Consider the following 20,295-nt stretch of genomic DNA (forward strand, 5'->3'; position numbering starts at 1 on the left):
TTTTTTTATTTTTGGTTCGACCTTCCGAGCCCTTTAATTATCTACATCGTTTTTCCACACATGTTTTGTGAATAAAACTTACCGAACTATTGATAGAGAAGTTTTGTAAGATGAAAACTACATTATGTTTTTATTGCAAAACATTTTCACAATAAAAACATAATGCGATACATTTTGTTGTTTAAATTCTCACTTTCAAACCTAATGTATTACACTTCTTAGGATTTAAGTTGCCTTTTTGAATTTCCTTTGCCGATTGATAAATCCGCTTTTATCAATGATTTGTACTAATAAAAATGTGAATATTAGATAAATCTCTAGGCCCTCTCTATTTTCTCAACCATTTGCTTTAGAGGATAGCTTCCATTACGATCATAACTCATAACCCGACACCCAACAAAAAATACAAACTACTTTGTATTTTCCATCTTCTTCCAAAAACCTATTTTTAATATTGGTTACTTACATCAAGTACATCAATTCCCCGATATCAATATTCACCATCTACAAAACCTTTCTCCATGCGTTTTAAGTCAAACAAAGTAGACGGATTTACAATCTACGCAGTGACAGGCACCTATACAGTTGCATTTGCGATAGACTGCGCTGAAGAACACATGAAAGGCCTCCTGGGCTTCATGGTAGAAAAAGAGTATATCAACCAGAAACACGAACGTGTCAGGACAACTGTAATGGGCTTTAAGGTATTTAAAGATCGGGTTGAAAACCCTATACCAGGTGGCTTGTATTCTACATATGACAACCCGATCCAAGCCTTTACCTGGGAAGATTTCTCCGCGTACGCCGAACAAGACTACACCTACCACTTTACTCCCCTGAGAGGAACACCCCTGAATATAAAACGTGGGGCGACTATTTCTATTGATGTAACGACAGAAGCACTCTGGGTGGCCGGGGACCATTCTGTATTCTTCAACCGGGGAGTCGCATCCAGCCAGGCATATGCGATGAAATTTGGCAATAAAAGCCCTGACAAGGTAGCAGATAATTCCGCTTATAAATGGCTTTCCAGGGGGCTGAAAGAAGCGCTCATTGCATTTATAGAACAGGCAGAAAGAGGCGATAAGATCTATGGATGCTTTTATGAGTTCAGATATGATGGCGTGCTATTAGCCTTGAGAGAAGCGGCAGATCGCGGCGTACTGCTTGAACTTGTTTATGATTGTAAAGAGAATCAACGCCTGGATAAAAAGACCGGCGAAATGATACCTAGTTTTCCCAAAGTGGAAAATAATAAGGCATGTGAAACCGCCGGACTGGATAAACATCCTAACTGCACACTGATAAGTCGTACACGCAATAAAAGCTACATTAGCCACAATAAGTTTATGGTGCTGGAGAAAGAAGGGGTCTGCACAAAAGTATGGACCGGTTCTACCAACATTTCCAAGGGAGGGATCTTCGGACAAGCGAACGTCGGTCACGCCGTAGATGATCAGGAAGTGGCAAGTCAATACAAAGCCTATTGGGATGTTATCAAGAATGATCCCGATAGTAAAACACTTGAAACCTTTACATCAAAGGCCGAGGCTGACCTGACCAGTGTAGACGATATCCAGGATGGTGTCACCTGCATTTTCAGTCCGCGGAAGACCGTTGATATGCTTAACTTCTATGCCACTTTACTGGACAGCGCAACATCCTGTGCATGTATCACACTTGCATTCGGCGTGAATGAAGTATTTGCAAATGCCCTCTCTGACAATACCACTAACAGCGCATTAACTTTTCTGCTACTGGAAAAAGATGCAGAAGAACAATTCGATTACATCTATCAAAACCATGTTGTCAAAGCTGTTGGATCATACATTCCGGAAAATGCGCTATATAAATGGGTGAGAGAAACCAATACATTCGGATTGAAACTTAATACCAATGTAATGTATGTGCACTCCAAGTTCCTCTTGAAAGATCCGCTGCAGAAAGATTGTATCATTGCAACTGGCTCGGCTAACTTCAGTGGTCCGTCCACTACAGACAATGATGAGAATATGATGATCATTAAAGGTAATCCCAGAGTGGCGGATATCTACTTCACAGAATTCCTGAGATTATTTAACCACTATTACTTTCGTTGGATCGTCAAAAAAATGACAGAACAGGGGTCACTCGATTACGATAACCCGGCTTTCCTTTCCTCTACGGACACATGGACAAATCAATACAAAGCTGGTAAATACAAAAGAAAACGTATAGAAATATTCACCGGTATGTATGGCATACAGCAGCACCAAAATACGATGCTGAGCATGCCTGACAGAACTTGATTACACAACAACATTGACACTACAACTGAAGTATGCAAACATTGCTTATTTCAATTTAATTACATATCCCTCCTGATCTGGGGGCTTCGATGGATAACAGTGCTTTTATGACCGGAAGCGAACTATTTGTTGACGGGGATTCGGACAAGTATAAGAGGTCTGCGATCTGTTTAATTGACCAGAAGGCAGCAAAAATTTTATTCCCCCATATCATACTCCCGTGATCAGTGTTTGGCAGGGCTTGCAAAAACCTGCTTGGCGAACTGATAAATTTTGTCTAAATCCTCGGCAAATTGGTTCGATAATTGTCCCTCGCAGTCCGCAAAGAAAAGGGACAAATCATCACAAGTATGATTTGTCCCTTTTTCATTAGTACCTGTGTTGCCCAACAGGATTGTGATAAGCACAAACACTTTACAAAATCTGAGCAGTAGAAGTCCTTTTAGGCAGTTATTTATTTAGAGAATGATTTGACTATTGCCTTAATCAGCACCGGTGTCTAATTGGATTTTAAGGAATTTATGGTTTTACCTGAAAGAATAAGCGCTGAGCTATCTGCCACTAAAAGATCACTTTGGTCGGTATATAAATGGCCCATATCCAGAAGGGTTACCCCCTTTAACCTCGCTGTTATTTTTTTCGCATGCATAATCGGAGAACCTTTCAGATCGGGGTTCATTTCAAACACCACTTGAGTCGAGTCATTTTGGGTAACATCAAGTTGATCAAAATTATGAATGTTGCTCTCTACCTCTAGTCGTGACTTTCCTGATAAACGAACTGTAAGCGATTTTTGCCGGAACTCATCTAATTCAAGATTCGTATTATGCCCTTCAATTGAAAACAGTTCAGGGGCAGCAACACGCACCAGGATGTTGTTTTGCATCCATGACTTTTCAATAAGATCATCATATTTATTAAGAAACTTTATATGTAAAGTATCCCCATTTATATAGGCTTTCACACTATCTTTCTGATAACCACCCCAGTAGTCCAGAACTCTTACTGAAGAGTTTTTATTTTGCTCAAAAACGATATTAGTGACATTTCCACCATCAACTATTAAATGCTTAAAAGGGTGTTCCAATATCTTATTGTAATTCCAATATAAATCGGATTTATCCCGATGGTCATATTGCCTTTTGAAAAGCAGGTTGGAAGCAAACAAGCTAGTCACGAAAAGCGCCAGCAGGGTAATGAGTATTATAGTACTTAGTTTCATTTTATTTATCCTTATAATTTTGGTTAATATATTCCTCAAATCTTCTGTTAACTTCTTCCGCCCCAATTTTAAGTAAATGCATGTTTCTAAACATTAATGGCAGTTCATTTTCCAAAAACAATTCTCTCCGGTAAGCAAGAACACGTTGCATACCTTCCTCTTCAAGAAAGTATCCCACTCCTCTGCGGTTAGTTATAATTTGCTTTTGCTGCAAAAAATCATAAGTACGCTGTATTGTATTAGGTGTTACTTCCATGTAAACGGCCAGCTCCCTTATGCTTAGTATTTTATTTCCGGTCTGCCAATTTCCCAGCAGTATCTGTTCACATACATATTCCACTATTTGCAGATAAATCGCTTGCTTGTCTCTGAATTCCATTTACATTTCCTTTTCTTTTAACCTGATTAAGGCCGTTAACCACAATGTTCCGGGGATCACATAACTTATCAAAAAGCTGATTACCGAATTCACACCTTCGGGCAGATCTACAATTCCAATCGCAGAACCTACTTTTAAAAATATACTTTTAAAAGGGGTAGCCATGTCGATATGGTTAAAAAACAGGCCAGCGATCAGAAGATTAGCAAAATAAGTGAATATAACCAGCGTACAAACCAACAGAGCCACTTTGATATAACTGACTTTATTAAAATACAGCGAACCTAATAACATAGCTCTTGAGATATTAAAGAAAATGATGAATATATTCTTAGCTATCTCATTATTAAATCCAAATACTTCAACTGAACGATATAAATTTTGATAATTGGGACTATTGGGATCAAGTCCCTGATGGTAGTTATTTACAAAAAATATATCTACCAACCTGAAAAAACCAAGATATATGGCGGCATAGATAACTACTGAAATCAACACTGCACAAAGCCATTTCTCCAAATGTGACGCAGGTAGCATTAAAAAGGAGGTACCACTTGAATTGGATGAAAAGTAGCCCAATGCTGAAGACGACATAAAACTGCCACCAACCAGAAAACCAAAAACAAAGGCGCTGACCTGGGCCTTGGCTATACCAGCCATCGATTGTACAATTGCATAGGTAAGTAAAGTAATGACAAGTGTCACTAACATCAATCCAAGCATTAGTGCGGGGCGTTCAAGTACTGATTTTTTGAACACCCAACCAAACCGTTTTATATTAAATGTATCGTTCATTTTATTTAGTGTTACTGGTGAAAATTTCTTTTGCTAATTGTGGCTTTGAGGTAACGCCATTAAATAAGTTCTCCAAATTGATCCGGGTATCTTCACCCGAAGTATTTTCTCTCACCAGAGACACTCCTTTCAGATGCTTCTCCGCATACAAGATCCTTTTATCATTTGGCGGAGTACTAACCGTTTCAAAGATTAGCTTTTCAGTAATTGAATCAACAGATTCGTTTAAAAGCAATTGGCCATCATCGACAATGATCACCTGATCAATTAAGTTTTCGAGATCACGGGTTTGATGCGTCGAGATGATAATAATGCGGTCATCTGTCATTACTGATGCGATCAATTGCCTGAATTGCGCTTTCGACGGAATGTCCAGGCCATTGGTAGGTTCATCCATTAGTAAAATCTGTGTGTTGCAGGCTAACGCAAAGGCAATACTGAATTTCTTTTGCTGACCAAATGACAACGCACTGAGCTTTGTGGGAACGGAAACCGCCAGCTCTTTTAGAAAAATGTTTAATTCATCCGCGTTAAAATTGGGATAGAACACCGAAAATAAATCTAAATATTTCCTGAGGGTTAGCGGCGGAAGTGTAACATCTTCTGAAATAAAATATACGGTATTCAGGAACGATGGTTTTCTCCTTTGGGGAATACTACCATTAACTATTACCTTCCCTTTTTTGGGAAATAATGTTCCGGAGATATTCTTCAGGAGCGTAGATTTCCCCGCGCCGTTTTTACCCAACAGACCATATATGTTCCCCCCTTTTATATCGAGCGAAAGGTCGCTGTAGAGCAATTTTTTGTTGCTATAACCAAATGATAAATTTGAAATCTTAATCATGTAGTGTAGTAGTTAAGTATTACACTACAATACTAGACCTTTATTTTATCATCTACAAGAGGTTTTCAAAATACATCAACTTATTTTTTATAAATAACTGAATTTCAATATGATAATTACTAAATTGGTTTAAAACAGGTCAATTGACCTGGATATGTATAGCAGCCTGTTAGCTCGGAAATGTCTAAGAATCGCCTTGCAAGGCATCCCCTAACCGCCTAAACACCATAATTCTAGTTCTTTAAGTATCTCTGCTCCTTATCATACAAGCCAAACAATTCCTGAAACTTTTATTCCGTCATTTCAGTCAAAGCATAGTATTTGTCCTCCATATTCTTGATCTGCCTGTTTAATTAGCAGCTTTTCTTATAATCATCGGTTAATTTCTATAAGTAAAACCCTTTTTTTAAATGTTAATTAGAACATCCATTTCCACCTTATTCAGTCAAATTAAAACCATATTCAGTCATTTCCTTTTCATAGTCTGCCAAAGAATTGACTAGCTCTTTTTTCCCTAAGGATACTTCAATAAGCTCTTTTCCAAGAAGCACTGCATCCTTTAGGGCTACATTGGCACCTCTTCCCAAACTGGGTGTCATTTTGTGAATGGCATCTCCCAAAAGGGTAACATTATGATGAGGTTTTAAATCAAAAGGAATGCTGGAATTCATTTCAATATAAAAAAAAGAACCTTTTTCACCAGCTGCAGGAACAGATGATGCTTTTCTTGGCCAGTCACTTAAAAGTTCAATTGCCATTTGTTGTAGCTCATCGCTTGCTTTCTTTCTTACTACTGTATCATCAGAACCAAAAAATTCTTTACGCCCCGAAATAATACATCCTACATAATCGTGTTGTTCGTTTAATGTGCAATCAAGACCTAAACTTTGGGCTGCAGATTCCGGACGTACTGGAAAAATGATTGGTCCTACACCTAAAATCAATTTACGGGCATCTGAAACTGCAGTGAAAACATCTGCAATACATAGTTGTGGTAATACTTTTCTCGCATCCTCTAATTTAATACGTCCATAGATAGCCCTGGCACCGGAGTCCATAATTTTTGCTTCAGGGGCTCTTTGTTTCCTTACGACAGAACCTGCTCCGTCTGCACCAATCAGTAAATCTCACTTTATAATTCTTCTATCTTCAAAAAATGCCGTTACTCCCTAAAGCTTACCACTCGCCGCTTGCAGTTGAGTATAAAAGTGTCTAACTACACACTTTCGCTATTGCCTGTTATCAAAGAAATGATTTTATGGGGTAAAAACCACAGGAAGAAAATCAGTGAGCAATGATCTTCGGCTGCATTAATTAAATGACGCTCTGAATTTCAACGGGGAAAGCTTAGCCTTTGCCTTAAACAACTTGCTGAACGACTGCGAATGTTCAAAGCCAAGTTCGTAAGCAATTTCGCTAACGGATAAATTCGTTGTGGATAATTTTTCCTTGGCTTTTTCAATCAACTTATCATGAATGTGTTGCTGTGTGCTTTGGCCCGTTAATACTTTCAGTAAACCACTTAAATATTTTGTCGATGTATTTAAGGTACCGGCAATGTATTCAACTGTCGGCAAACCATTTGAAACAATTTCATCGCTGCTAAAGTAGTCAGTCAATACTTTTTCTAAACGTGCTAAAATTTGATGATTGGACTTTTCTCTTGTGATGAATTGACGATTGTAAAAACGTTCCGAATAACTAAGTAAACTTTCAATTTGTGATACAATAATTTGCTTGCTGAATCTATCTATATTGGAAAGATGTTCTTCCCGAATGTTTTGAATAATGTTATTGATTGTTGCCTCTTCTTTCTTTGAAAGCCATAATGCTTCGTTTACGGAATATCCAAAAAACTCATATTGTTTAATCGTTTTTGCAAGCGATGTATTCCAAAGGAAATCAGGGTGAATGAGTAATATCCAACCCGAACGCTTTGTCATAGGATGAGGATCTGGTTCAATCCTGAAAACCTGATTGGGCGAAGCGAAAAAGGCAACACCATCCTCAAAATCATATTCCTGTTGTCCGTATCTCAGCTTGGCGTTCATTCCTCGTTTTATAGAAATCTGATAAAAATCAAATACCCAATTGGTCTCACTGATATCAGCAGGGCGTTGAATTTTTGCATAATCAACAACGCTGATCAGCGGGTGTCCGGGTTGTGACAACCCTCTTAACCGATGAAATTCGCTGATCGTTTTTATTCTTCGTGTCTGCCGTTGTTCCATAATACAAATTTAGAGATTTCATTCTCCTTTAATAGCATTGTTCAAGCGCTCCCAATTTGCAAAAGCAAATTTTTCTCTGTCTTCCTTACTGAGTTCTGTTGCTTCTAAAAAGTTACGGGCATCTCTTCCTGGTCGGTATTGATAAGGATAGTCGGCAGAAAAAAGTATGCGGTCTGTACCGACGATTCCAACGGAACGCTGCAGGTAAGCATGGCTGAACATTCCGCTTGCTGTTACGTATAGGTTCTGGCGTACATAATCAATAAAAGGTCTGTCAAGCTTAGCAGCGCTGTTAAGTGAAGCTAACCTTTCTGTATAGAATAAAATTACTTCGCCCCAATGCCCAAGAATAATTTGCAGATTGGGAAAATGGTCAAACACTTTCGCTAAGACTAACCTAACAAATTGTATTCCTGCCTCATAATGCCAACCCAGCCCAAAGGTTGAAAACGCAAGGTTTGTTAGTTCGTCAAAACCTGAATAATAAATGTCCCTGACTGCTTTTTGAGGGATTTGCGGATGAATGAATAACGGAACGCCAAGCGCTTCCGCACATTCAAACAATTCCCAAAAATCTTTATGATCTAAATTTTTCACGCCGGTCCGCCCGCATAACATTGCGCCTTTCAGTCCAAGATTTTTTACAGAACGTTCCAATTCTTTTGCGGCTTCTTTCGGTGCAGACATTGGCAACGCTGCAAATCCCTGAAACCTGTCGGGCGTTTTTTTTATAATTTCCACTACGTAATCGTTTGTTTGAATAGCCAGATCAATGCTTTCTCTTCCTAAATTGTGAAGGCTTGGACTGGTAAGCGAAAGCACCTGGACATCTATACCGGTTTCATCCATCAATTGAAGCCGTGAATTTCCTATATTTTCCAGACGATCTTCAATTTCACCAAAGTGAAGCTTATGGGTCGGGGCATCTTTGTCGGCATTTTTTTGCCATTCATCTCTGACTTCTTTTGTCAAAAAATGTTCTTCTATTGCGATTAGTTTCATTTGCCTATGGATTTTTGCTGCTACAAAATTCAGCACAATTCTAAAAATAGGTGTAGTCTAATTTCAGATAGTTGTAGTCAAACCGCAACTAAGTTCAAATATCTTGTTACCACTTCTTTTTGATATCATTGTGCATAACCTTTATTGGCTAGCTCCTCAGTATCGTTGACCCAAACCGATACGGTGTAGTAAAGCTACCTGTGAGCAGTCATTTCCATTACATTTCAACTAACATCTTACCTTCGTTTTTGCCATTGAAAAGTCCTATGAAAGCCGCCGGTAGTTGCTCAAAGCCCTTCACGATCGTTTCTCTGTAATTCAGATTTCCGTCAATCAGCCATTGTTTTAGTTGCGCCCGGCCTTCATTAAAGCGCTCTTTGTAATCACCGATGAGAAATCCTTGAATGAATAATTTTTTGTAAACCACAAGCGGTAACAATCTTGGCCCAACAGCTCCCTTTTCATCATTGTAATCTGCAATGGTACCACAGACCACTATCCGTCCATAATCATTCATCTTACTGATTACAGCATCCGATATGTTGCCACCAACATTATCGAAATATACATCTATCCCTTCGGGACAAAGCTTGTCCAGGACGGCACCGATGTCAGCATTGGTCTTGTAGTTAATGGCAGCGTCAAACCTTAGCTCGGTTTTTATTAAGTTGGCTTTTTCATCGCTTCCCACAATGCCTATGACCTTACAACCGAACAATTTACCGATTTGACCTGCGATGCTTCCTACCGCACCAGCCGCACCCGAAACAACGATCGTCTCACCTTTTTGCGGCTTACCGATTTCACTAAGCGCAAAGTAAGCGGACAAACCAGTAGCTCCTAATATGCTCAGATAGGAACTCAATGGCATACTCTTATCTTCCAATACAACCAGATCATCAGCGTCACGTAATAAAAGATCCCGCCATTCCATATATCCCATTACCAGATCACCCTTTTTGAAATCTTTATGAGCGGAAGTCACAACCGCCGCAATGCCACGTGAAATAATAATATCTCCAACATTTAAAGCGGGGGGATGTCCACCACTCATGGCGACTCTTAAGTATGGGTCGACCGAAATAAATAGTGGCTTTAATAATAGCTGACCATCAGTAATCGATGGAAGTTCCTCCTCTTCAAGCAGGAAGTCATCGATTTGCGGCATACCTGCTGGCATATTCACCAATCTGATTATTTTCGATTTCATCTTTTTAACCATTTAATCAAATACCATAACTGCCGGTAAGGGCTTTCTTTTCGATGCTTTTTGCAAACAGGGGCGTTTCTTCATGATTGTGAGCGTCCGATGCAACCTGGCGGTCGTGAGCAGCCTGGGCCAAAGAAATGTTGTGCACTTTCATAAATTCAAAAAACTCCGGCGTTGCTGTTGCATGAATTTCGTTGGTATATTCACAGGTTTGATCGTCCAATTTTGTGACGCTAAGTTCCCATAGCACCTGAACCTTGCTGCGTCCGTTGGCAGTGATCGCATCAGAAACCGATAACATACGACAATAATCTGCCCTGTACTCAGTAGCCACATAATGCTGAATGACAAGCGCGTTACCGATGGTCTCTACATTGATTGACATAGGCTCGCCAGCTAAAGTGTGTGTAAAGCCAGCTGCGATATGGGCTGTAGAGCATCTTTGATATTCCTCATCGGGAAGATTGAATAACCAATCTGCGATGTTTACTTTTTCAATTGGCGCGTTAATGATCGCTTTTACAGTTGAGTGAGAAAGCGCGTTTTCGGTAGTTTGTTTGATTTCCATGATATTTTTTTGTTTGATAATTCAAAGGTCACCGAAATTTATTAATCGTTAAAACGTTTATTTTAGATATACTTGATCGGAAAAACCGATTATTTTTAATATCTTTAAAAATGGAACTCCGTCAATTAAAATACTTTATCAAGGCCGCCGAATTACAAAATTTCACTGAAGCTTCGGGTGCATTATTTATTACGCAAAGCACACTATCTCAGCAGATCAAACAATTGGAAGATGAACTGGGAATACCGTTGTTTGACAGGATCGCTAAGCGGGTGCGGCTCACAGAGGCAGGTAGAACGTTTTTGCCTTATGCTCTCAAGACGGCGAAAGATGCCCAGGACGGCAAGGACATGTTGAAGGATTTGATGAATCTTAATACAGGAACGTTGTCGATCGGTGTAACCTATGGACTAATGGACTTGTTAACGAAAGCTGTAGTGGACTTTTCACAAGAGTGTCCAAAAATCAGCATAAAAATCAACTTTGGCACCACTCAGGATTTACTGGACAAGCTTGATCAGGGTCATATTGATATGATGTTATCTTTTTCTCAGGGTGAGAAAGGCGAAGGATTTAAAATTGAACGTTTGTTTTCTTCCTGTCTGGCACTTGTAGTTCACAAAAGCCATCCGTTGGGCGGTAGAAAGCAGATCAACATTAAGCAATTAGATGGTCTGCCTTTGCTATTGCCTACCAGAGGATATAGCATCCGCAATTACCTCGATCTTTTATTGGAAGATCATCATTTAATACCTGATATAAAAATGGAAGTAAATGATATCAATATGCTTTTACAACTGGTAAATAGTGGTCGGTGGGCGACCATATTAATGGGTTCGTCGATCTTTAACTACCCTGAATTAAAAGCACTGAAAATTACAGGCGAAGGTATGACCCGATTGGCCACTATTTCCTGGCCGGCAGGTCAATATCGCAAAAAAGCAGCGCGAATATTGGCGCAGCTATTAGTCCATCACGCGAAAGACTATCATGTTCAAAAGGCTTAATAAAAGATCGTAGCACACAAGTTTTAGGCAATTTTTATCTTCACCTGAAAATTATAGACAATGGCTAACAGGGTAAAGTCTATTCCGGTTAACACAATGTTGGAGATGTTTGGTACAGGTATAGCCATTGGTAAAGCCTCTATTAAAGGGCTTAGGATTTTTGAGGAAACGGCTCATTCACACCGGGACGATTACCATTTGTTTTTCTTACAGGAAACAGGCGAAATGCCAATTGAAATTGATTTTCAAAAACATGTCTTAAAACCACTGTCCAACAAAATCGCCAGTCGATGCTTTTTTAGATTGCCCTTCCTTCATAAATGAATATTACAAACGTTTTGATACTACTACTGTTTAAGCTATAGTACTTATAGCAAATACCATACTATCAAAATACGGCGGCTTTAGGTACCTACACACTGCCAGATGCCGCCACCCAGAACCTGGCCATTTACATCCAGCTCAAAATGTATTTCGACCATTATTTATTGCCGGCAGCCCCATCTTTCCCGTGATATATCTTTTTGCCATCCTCATTTAGAACCCATTTTCGGGTACTTACAGCAACTTATAGAACTTTTATACCGGCTTTAAATAACCATCTCTCATATTTCCTCCTAATGACCAAAGGAAGCTTGGCAGTTTATTTTGTTAAAAGGTTCCTTATACCTGCTTAACCAATTGTTAAACTTTGCTTCTGTCTAGTCAATGTTCAGGATTTCAACAAAATCTGTTACTAACTTATAGTTTTATTCATTTAAAAAACAAAGTCATGAAAAAGATTCTAATTACAGCAATGCTAGTAACAGGAATTTCCGCAGCCTTATTTGCTCAAGGGCGTATTAATCCTCCTAAGGTTGTAAAAGATGCCTTCTCCCAAAAATTCCCTGAAGCAAAAAATGTAACCTGGGAAACGGAAAAAGGAAATTATGAAGCCAATTGGGGTGGCAAATCCGGCGAAGACAATTCAGTTCTTTATACACCTTCCGGACAATTTCTTGAAGCAGGAAAGGCAATTACCATAAAGCAGTTACCGGCTCCGGTAGTAAGCTATGTAAAGAGCCATTACAAAAGCGCTTCCATTACAGAAGCTATGCAGGTAATCAATGCAAATGGGAAGATTACATATGAAGCTGAGGTACATGGTAAAGACATCGTGTTTGATGATAAGGGGAATTTTATAAAAACAGAAAAAGAATAACTATCTATCTAAAAATGGGTTGTTTCAAAAGAATAACGTGTCATGTTGGTCTTATTTAAACATCGAAAACATTGATTGCCTATTTCTAAGTCCTCGATAATTGCTTGTACTTTTGAAACAGCCTCTTGTGTTTGTTAATTTTCCTTTCGGCATTGCTCTCGCTATTACTATTAGATAAGAAAATCAATACCGCTATGATAAATAGGCCTATAGGCTTAAACAAAGTTGCAAGGATCACCTTGCTTTTCTGGATATTGAAAATACTTGCAACCACATTAGGTGAAGTATTAGGTGACTTTTTTTCAATGTCACTGAATATCGGCTATATATATAGTTTGCTTATCACCTTCGTGCTTTTTATACTGGTGTTAGTCTGGCAATTGAGACAAGAAAAATTTCATGCAGCTATTTATTGGCTTGTGATTGTTGGCACTACCACAGTAGGAACTGAAATTTCTGATTTGATGGATCGTACATTGGGTATGGGCTATGCATGGGGATCATCGATACTTTTTTCTGCGTTACTGATAGTTTTGTTTTTGTGGTACCGGAACATTGGAGAAATCAAAGTGTATCCTATTGTTGAAAGACGTGTAGAGTTTTATTATTGGTTTGCCATCTTAATTTCCAACAGTTTGGGAACTGCTTTTGGGGATTTTCTAAGTGATAATCTCGGCATGAGTTATTTAACAGGTGCAGCCTTTACGGCGGGGATCATTGTTATTGTAGTGCTCTTGCATTATTTTACTAAGATCAACGAAATTCTTTTATTCTGGATCGCTTTTATTTTTACGAGGCCATTTGGTGCAACCTTTGGTGATTTTCTTACCAAGCCGATTGAAAAGGGTGGTCTTGATTTTAGCAGAGGCATTGCGGCATTGGTAACAACTGCAATCATGGCTATCTTAATATATTTTTCGCAACGCTGTACCCAGAAAAAAGAAGTTTCCAATGCCTGATTTGAATTAATAAAAGAGGGTAATTTTTTGTAATCAATCACACAATTAGTCAGATCAATATTCCTATTCAAACACCTTCCGTCTCTTTATTCTATATTTCCCGGTAATTTTCTTAATCTGTTTCATGCAGCGACAGGCAACTGTATGACGCGTTACATTGTCCGGTGCCGGACAAGAAATGGCCATTTGCGAACAGTTACAAGCTTGTTATTGAGCATAAACAGTCCGTTTCCAGATAGAAACAGCCCGCTTAATGGGTTGGCACCGCCTTTGTACGATAAAATAGAAACTAATAACCTGAACATATGCGCAGGACATATTTAGGTGAATTCGAAGAAATGGTTTTACTGATGGTCGCTCTCCTGAGCAGAGAAGGGTATGAAATCCCCCGTTCAACCACCGCGCTGGGCCCGGTGGCTACTCAATAGACTACATCCTGACAATACGTTGGAGGAAGTAACAGGTGATCTGGATGAGCTATATACAAAATGGTATAATCGTTCAGGTAAAACCCAGGCCACACTACGTTATCTTCTGAATGTAGTATCGGTTTTGCCGCCATTTGTACGCAGAAGAAACACAGATAAACAATATTATCGACAGCCGGATAACCGGGCCACATTCAACTTAAAATCCATGATGATTCAGAATTATCTAAAAATCGCATTTCGGAGTTTGAAACGTCAAAAGGTATCAACCAGCATTAATATAATTGGTTTAGCTATCGGATTGGCTACCTGCATACTGATCATGCTTTATGTACAGGATGAATTATCGTATGACCGCTATAATGAGAAGGCAGATCAAATTTTCCGGGTCGGACTCAAGGCGCGGTTAAACGGAGAGGACGTTGGTGGCCCCATGTTAGGCCCGAATGCGGCCCGGGACTTACAACAGGAAATTCCCGAAATATTAAAAGCAACGCGCATGCTGAGGGGAGGTGAGTTTGTAAGCAACGGAACCAGTTCATTTAAAGAAGATAATCTGCTGTATGCCGACTCAAATTTTTGTGAGGTGTTCACCATTCCATTTCTGAAAGGGGATCCGAAGCAGGCACTGACCGAGCCAAACACAGTGGTATTAACAGAAGAAACTGCACAGAAATACTTCGGCAATCAGAACCCGGTCGGGAAAGTCTTATTATTCAGCCGTGAAAAGACACCTCATCGAATTACAGGCGTGGTCAGAAATGTACCCGCAAACGCTCATTTTCGGTTCGATATGCTGGTTTCCTCAACTGGTTATGACGAGCAGCATATAGGATGGATATATAGCATAAACTATTACACCTACGTGCTGCTGCCTGAGAAATACAATTATAAACAGTTGGAGGCTAAAATTTCCCGGCTCGCTGAAAAACAGATTGGAGGTGAAGTGGAGGGATTTCTACACCTCACCCCGAAACAATTTCGTGAGAGGGGTGATGATTTCGGGGTTTTTCTTCAGCCACTCACTAACATTCATTTATATTCCACATTCGGCGGAAATGAGTTAACTCCAGGAGGAAATATTCTATATGTATATGTACTTATAGCCATTGCGGCCTTTATGTTGCTGATAGCCTGCGTGAATTTCATGAATCTGTCAACGGCCACGGCAGTACGACGTTCACGCGAGATAGGGGTACGTAAAGTATTAGGTTCGGTAAAAAGGCAATTGCAGCAACAGTTTTTGATCGAATCGGTTCTACTGGCGATTGCCGCACTGATAGTCGGATTGCTGATTGTGGGCCTGTCTTTGCCCTTCTTTAATCAGTTGACAGGCAAGATACTTACGTTGAGTTTACTAACCAACCCATTCGTAGCCACTGGTTTAATAGTGGGGACTGTGTTGGTAGGACTGTTGGCAGGTAGCTATCCGGCTTTTTACCTGTCTTCGTTTAAACCTGTCGTGGTGTTGAAAGGACGGATTACAACCGGGCGCGGAAACTTTAAACTGCGAAGCGGTTTAGTAGCATTTCAGTTTTTTATCTCCATTTCGATGATCATTGCCACCGTTACCGCAGATCGGCAACTACGTTACATGCGAAGACAAAAAATTGGTTTCGATCGTGAACAGGTGCTGATCATTCATAATACACAAATGCTTAGCAATAACGAACCCCTGTTTCGGGATAAGATTATCCAATCTCCGCTGGCCATCACGGGAAGTATTTCGGGACAGGTACCCATTGGAAATTCGGCCCTCGATAACAGTCCCGTAATGACCAGAGAAAATCCTGATAAAGCTGTAATGAGTCGGTTCTATAAAGTAGATAATGAGTATATTCCTACATTGGGGATGCACGTGGTGCTGGGGCGTAATTTTTCTAAAAATCTCTCTACCGATTCCTCGGCTGTTATTCTAAATGAAACGGCTGTACGGGCGTTAGGCTGGCAGCAGAACCCAATCGGAAAAGAGCTGATTGGTCACGTTGATGATAATGGCGTAAAAACATATTATCGGGTCATTGGAGTCGTAAGCGACTTCCATTTCGAATCCCTACGACAGAAGATTGGGCCTTTAGTCATGTTCCTGGGTGGGAATTCAGGCAACATCCTAGTCAAAACACGTCCTGGTAAACTTCCGGAGTTTCTCGCATCATTGAAACAGCAGTGGGAATCATTTTCGCCCGCAGCCCCTTTCTCCTATTCGTTTTTAGATGATCGGTTTAAACAGGTTTATCTCGGTGAACAAAAAATAGAACAGGTATTGACGCTATTCTCTGGCCTGACTATCTTTATTGCCTGCTTAGGGTTATTCGGATTGGCGACCTACACTGCCGAACAGCGGACAAAAGAGATTGGCGTTCGGAAAGTGCTGGGCGCATCTGCCAGTAACGTTGTGGCGCTGCTTTCCCTGGATTTTCTCAAACCTATTGTGGTAGCATTGGTGCTGGCTTCCCCTGCGGCCTGGTGGGGTATGAATCAATGGCTGAAGGAATTTGCCTATAAGGTTACGGTTGACTGGTGGTTTTTTGCTCTGGCAGGATTATTGGCGATCGGGATTGCTTTGCTGACAGTGAGTTTTCAGAGTATCAAAGCCGCGCTGACGAATCCCATAAAAAGCTTACGTAGTGAATAGTAAATTCATTTGGTGATTTTGAGGAATGGGAAATTGAGATTGGAGTGGCAGAAATCCTACCGGGTAGGAATCTGCCACTCTTTTACTATCCAGATAATGATCACATTTAAAAAGCAAATGATTGCTTTCTTATCTTCCTGTGGAAGAGATTATATTGTCATACAAATCAGGATTGATTTATTAACCATTCCTGGTAATCTGCATTAGCTTTAAAGTCTTTAAAATCCTCAAAGTCCGGTGCCAGGGCCAATGTTCTTTTTACTATTTTGTAGGCCTCCTCTTTTTGTTCCATCTTCAGTAATATCCTCACCTGGGTATCGTAGATAAAGTAATGATGTTCTGTTGATACAAATTCGACTGCCTTTGCTATGATATCCAGTGCCTTTTCGAGATCTTTTTTCTTGTCATAGATCTCATACATCTGCCATGCTACTGCATTTGCAACAATACGGATTACTTCTTTATGGAATGCACCCATATCTGTAAAATGCCAGATTATAGAAGGTATCAGTGCCAGTGTTTTTAAACCTTGTTGAATAGCAGCCTGGTTCAGCTCCAGCAACCCTTCTTTTGAGTAAGCGGCTTTATGGAATGAATTCAGGTAGTTGTAAGCATACATCTTTCCATAGTTTGCATACAACAGGTTATATTCATCTACAACTTTTCCTGAACTAAAAAAATCAAGTACCTGATCATACATACGTAATGACGCACGTAATTTCTTTACATCATCCTTTGCATTCATCAATACATTGGCCTCTTTCATTAAAGTATTCATGGCCTGCCACAGTTTCACATCTTCTGTATCCGCTGCGTCATTTTCCGGACGGTTATCACGGAAATCAATGGTACATCCAGGAAGGCTACGGTTCAGTTTTAAACGTTCGGCAGTTGAAAGACGGTTATAACGAAGGTTCAGGAACTGCAGGTGTGTCATGGTGTGAATCTCGTCTGGCAAGCTGGCCAGATCATTAAAAGAGAGATCCAGTACCCGCAGGTTTTTCAGGTTTGAAATGCCTTCCAGATGCTCCGCTTTCAGGGCTTCCCGCACAATACCTTTCCGTCCATCGCCATATATTGCGTTAGGAACAATCTCACTAACTGCTGCATCAAAGGCTTTAAACCTTTCAGGATCATGTGCAAGGTTAGTCCTGATACTTTCAAACTGATCCTTCTTGATAAAGGCTTCTTTTCTTATCCCATGCCTGTCGATATACAATTCTTCCAGGCTCGTGATGGTAAAGAATGATTTTATGATGCGCTGTTTCGGACAGGGACGGGTCGTATTAGAGATCAATCCATCTCCGTGCAGTATTTTCAGGTTCTTTAGCTTAGACAGATCCGGCAATTCATTCAGGTAACATAAGCTGGCATCCAGATCAAGTTCTTCCAGTTTTTCAAGCTGCAGAAAGCTGTCCGGAATGGTTTTGATTGACACCGAACGCATGAACAATTTTCTAAGCCCTGTCAGCTGTGTAATTTCCACCGGAAAATCAATGGGAGCCGGTCCGGAACAATCAGCACAATCCAGTTCTTCCAGCTCTTTCAGACCTTCAACAGATGCCGGAAATCCAAACCCTGCATTGCTGGAAATATCCAGTATCCTGAGTGCGGATGCTTGATTAATACTCTCCGGTAGTTTCAAATCCCAGTTCTGTGATACGTCTAATGCACGCAATTTCTTCAGATCACCTATTTCATCCGGTAATTGTGTCAATCCACATTTCTGAAGATGTAATTCTTCGAGATCAGATAACTCTTTAATAGAAGAAGGTACACTTCCAATGGCATTATCATTCAGGATTAGCTTTTTGAGAGAAGGAACCTTTGTCAGTGTACGAGGGAATTCTTTCAGTTTCTTACTGGTAAGATCCAATTCTTCAATCAGCTCATTATTGCTTCCAAGTTGCGCTAATTCATCCTCTATTATCAACCGGGCAGGACGCGCTCCCTTTTTCAAAGGAGATTTACCCCCTTTTAACAATTGTATAAAATTCCGTATAGCAAATGCTCCCTTTTCGTTATAAACATCGGCGACCATGATCCTTTCAAAATCCTTTACGGTATAATCATACTCGAAAAAGTCATCGTAATCTCCATAATAATTAATGATCGTAGCTCCTTCAGGCCTCAGTAATGACTGATGATCTGAGTTAAGGATATAAGGTACTCTTGTTTTCCCTTCAATGTCAATCATGCCATGATTATAATTGCCATTCAATGCATATTTAATATCGGCATCACCGGTAATGTGAATGAATTCATCATAACTGTGTAAGACATCACATGTAACATTGCCCAGTACCAGTAAAAAAGGATAATTTTCGTCTGATGGTTGGATTGTACCTGCCACTGTAAGATTACCATTGATGAGCAACAATGAATCTGATGTATCGGTATCTTCGCCAAGTGCTTCGAGTGTACCTACTGTCCAGTCATGGTTCAGATCTCCATCAATATAAACATCTCCATCCATGAAAATTACTTTCTGAAAACCCATTTCATCAAAGGAATCATACAGGCTCAGATCAAACTTTTCTTTTGCTTGTGCTTCCGTAATCAGCTGCGGCACTGCAGATATTTTATCAGCAATTGACGCTGATAAAATGGGCAGGTATTCAGGCTTAACAATATGTTTGCCTTCGGTGATATATTCAATTACAAGATCACTGTTACTGTAATCCTCATTATTAATCAGTTCTTCCAGCAAAGGTTCTGTTGTTCCAAAATCTGCTTCTGCGCCTTCTACTTCACCCGTATCTATGATCAATCCCTGTACATCTCCTTTAAACACAAAATGATGATCCTCTGCAAAGATCGTTTTGGCCTCTGCATTACCCGCTACTGTCAGACGGCCATGATTATAGTAGCCATAGATAGTTTGTTCAACAATAAGGTTTCCTTTAATATAAAATTCACCTCCTCCTTTACAAAGGTTCTTAGCCTTTACATTGCCGGTTACAAAGAATGCCGGACCTGAATCCATCTCTGTTTGAAGAATCCCCCCCTTTACCGTCAGGTCACCATCAACAATAATTCCATAGGTATCGATCGGCCAGCAGAGCGCTTCTATATCCAAATTTCCCTCAAATTCCAGATTACCTTCCACCAATATATAATTGCATTCATTGCCAAATCCACCTTCAATGTATTTGGAAAACTTAAAGCGTTTTTTTGCTTCTTTCTCTGTGATCAATGTGTATGGAAAAGCTATTGCCTGTTGCTTTTTAATCTCCGTGTACCCCTTTTTTGTTTTTTCCTTTACCAGTTTATCATATTCTTTCTGAGCTGCGGCGTCATCACTGAATTCTTTTTCTGTTGCTTTACCATCTGTCCCTATTTTTCCGTAGCGGGTTTTTACAATGTTATTCTCCAGGGTTATTTCCCAAAATTTAGAAGAGGTCTCGTCAATCAATTCAAAATACTGTGTCATTCAATGCAGGTTTTTAATACTTTATGGATTATTTTTCCGGTGTTAATTTCAGGTTCCAACAATACTTTCCAGTTGATACAACTGGATAGA

The 20,295-nt window shown here is 39.9% G+C and carries 16 protein-coding genes; 6 read left to right on the forward strand and 10 right to left on the reverse strand.

The window, feature by feature from the left end; genetic code table 11:
• Positions 1 to 521 precede the first annotated feature (521 nt).
• A complete protein-coding gene (locus tag CLV42_RS24675) occupies positions 522 to 2,288 on the forward strand; it encodes a phospholipase D-like domain-containing protein (RefSeq protein WP_106604606.1) in 1,767 nt (588 codons plus the stop codon).
• A 499-nt stretch (positions 2,289 to 2,787) separates the two neighbouring features.
• On the opposite strand, the gene CLV42_RS24685 is transcribed toward CLV42_RS24675, so the two are convergent.
• The 9 genes from CLV42_RS24685 to CLV42_RS24725 form a co-directional block, all read right to left on the reverse strand.
• On the reverse strand, positions 2,788 to 3,510 hold the full coding sequence (locus CLV42_RS24685) for a hypothetical protein (protein ID WP_106604608.1): 723 nt from the start codon (positions 3,508 to 3,510) through the stop codon (positions 2,788 to 2,790).
• 1 nt (position 3,511) lies between these two features.
• Positions 3,512 to 3,889, reverse strand: coding sequence for a GntR family transcriptional regulator (locus tag CLV42_RS24690; protein WP_106604609.1), 378 nt, complete (start codon positions 3,887 to 3,889; stop codon positions 3,512 to 3,514).
• Entirely contained in the window at positions 3,890 to 4,684 is a 795-nt protein-coding gene (locus CLV42_RS24695; protein WP_106604610.1) for a hypothetical protein, read from the reverse strand.
• Between the two features lies 1 nt (position 4,685).
• Positions 4,686 to 5,531, reverse strand: a complete 846-nt coding sequence (locus tag CLV42_RS24700) for an ABC transporter ATP-binding protein (RefSeq protein ID WP_106604611.1) — start codon at positions 5,529 to 5,531, stop codon at positions 4,686 to 4,688.
• 437 nt (positions 5,532 to 5,968) lie between these two features.
• On the reverse strand, positions 5,969 to 6,589 hold the full coding sequence (locus tag CLV42_RS24705; protein ID WP_170117636.1) for an FAD-dependent oxidoreductase: 621 nt from the start codon (positions 6,587 to 6,589) through the stop codon (positions 5,969 to 5,971).
• A gap of 252 nt (positions 6,590 to 6,841) precedes the next feature.
• Entirely contained in the window at positions 6,842 to 7,762 is a 921-nt protein-coding gene (locus CLV42_RS24710; protein WP_106604613.1) for a helix-turn-helix domain-containing protein, read from the reverse strand.
• An 18-nt stretch (positions 7,763 to 7,780) separates the two neighbouring features.
• Positions 7,781 to 8,764, reverse strand: coding sequence for an amidohydrolase family protein (locus CLV42_RS24715; RefSeq protein WP_106604614.1), 984 nt, complete (start codon positions 8,762 to 8,764; stop codon positions 7,781 to 7,783).
• Between the two features lie 217 nt (positions 8,765 to 8,981).
• Entirely contained in the window at positions 8,982 to 9,974 is a 993-nt protein-coding gene (locus tag CLV42_RS24720) for an NADP-dependent oxidoreductase (protein ID WP_106604615.1), read from the reverse strand.
• Positions 9,975 to 9,990: 16 nt separating this feature from the next.
• Positions 9,991 to 10,542 carry a hypothetical protein gene (locus CLV42_RS24725; RefSeq protein WP_106604616.1) on the reverse strand — a complete coding sequence of 184 codons (552 nt, stop codon included), beginning with the start codon at positions 10,540 to 10,542 and terminating at the stop codon, positions 9,991 to 9,993.
• A gap of 110 nt (positions 10,543 to 10,652) precedes the next feature.
• Between CLV42_RS24725 and CLV42_RS24730 the strand changes: the two genes are divergently transcribed.
• From CLV42_RS24730 to CLV42_RS24755, 5 genes are all read left to right on the forward strand, one after another.
• The gene (locus tag CLV42_RS24730) at positions 10,653 to 11,549 is read left to right on the forward strand and encodes a LysR family transcriptional regulator (protein WP_106604617.1); all 897 of its coding nucleotides are present in this window, start codon (positions 10,653 to 10,655) and stop codon (positions 11,547 to 11,549) included.
• A 60-nt stretch (positions 11,550 to 11,609) separates the two neighbouring features.
• On the forward strand, positions 11,610 to 11,873 hold the full coding sequence (locus tag CLV42_RS24735) for a hypothetical protein (RefSeq protein ID WP_106604618.1): 264 nt from the start codon (positions 11,610 to 11,612) through the stop codon (positions 11,871 to 11,873).
• 448 nt (positions 11,874 to 12,321) lie between these two features.
• A complete protein-coding gene (locus tag CLV42_RS24740; RefSeq protein WP_106604619.1) occupies positions 12,322 to 12,750 on the forward strand; it encodes a PepSY-like domain-containing protein in 429 nt (142 codons plus the stop codon).
• Between the two features lie 194 nt (positions 12,751 to 12,944).
• On the forward strand, positions 12,945 to 13,709 hold the full coding sequence (locus CLV42_RS24745; protein WP_106604620.1) for a COG4705 family protein: 765 nt from the start codon (positions 12,945 to 12,947) through the stop codon (positions 13,707 to 13,709).
• Positions 13,710 to 14,087: 378 nt separating this feature from the next.
• A complete protein-coding gene (locus CLV42_RS24755; protein WP_262510008.1) occupies positions 14,088 to 16,772 on the forward strand; it encodes an ABC transporter permease in 2,685 nt (894 codons plus the stop codon).
• A 166-nt stretch (positions 16,773 to 16,938) separates the two neighbouring features.
• Here CLV42_RS24755 and CLV42_RS24760 read toward each other — a convergent pair whose 3' ends face one another.
• Positions 16,939 to 20,205, reverse strand: coding sequence for a leucine-rich repeat domain-containing protein (locus tag CLV42_RS24760; RefSeq protein WP_106604621.1), 3,267 nt, complete (start codon positions 20,203 to 20,205; stop codon positions 16,939 to 16,941).
• Positions 20,206 to 20,295 lie beyond the last annotated feature (90 nt).

It is taken from the genome of Chitinophaga ginsengisoli (genome assembly GCF_003014595.1).
Lineage (GTDB): Bacteria > Bacteroidota > Bacteroidia > Chitinophagales > Chitinophagaceae > Chitinophaga > Chitinophaga ginsengisoli.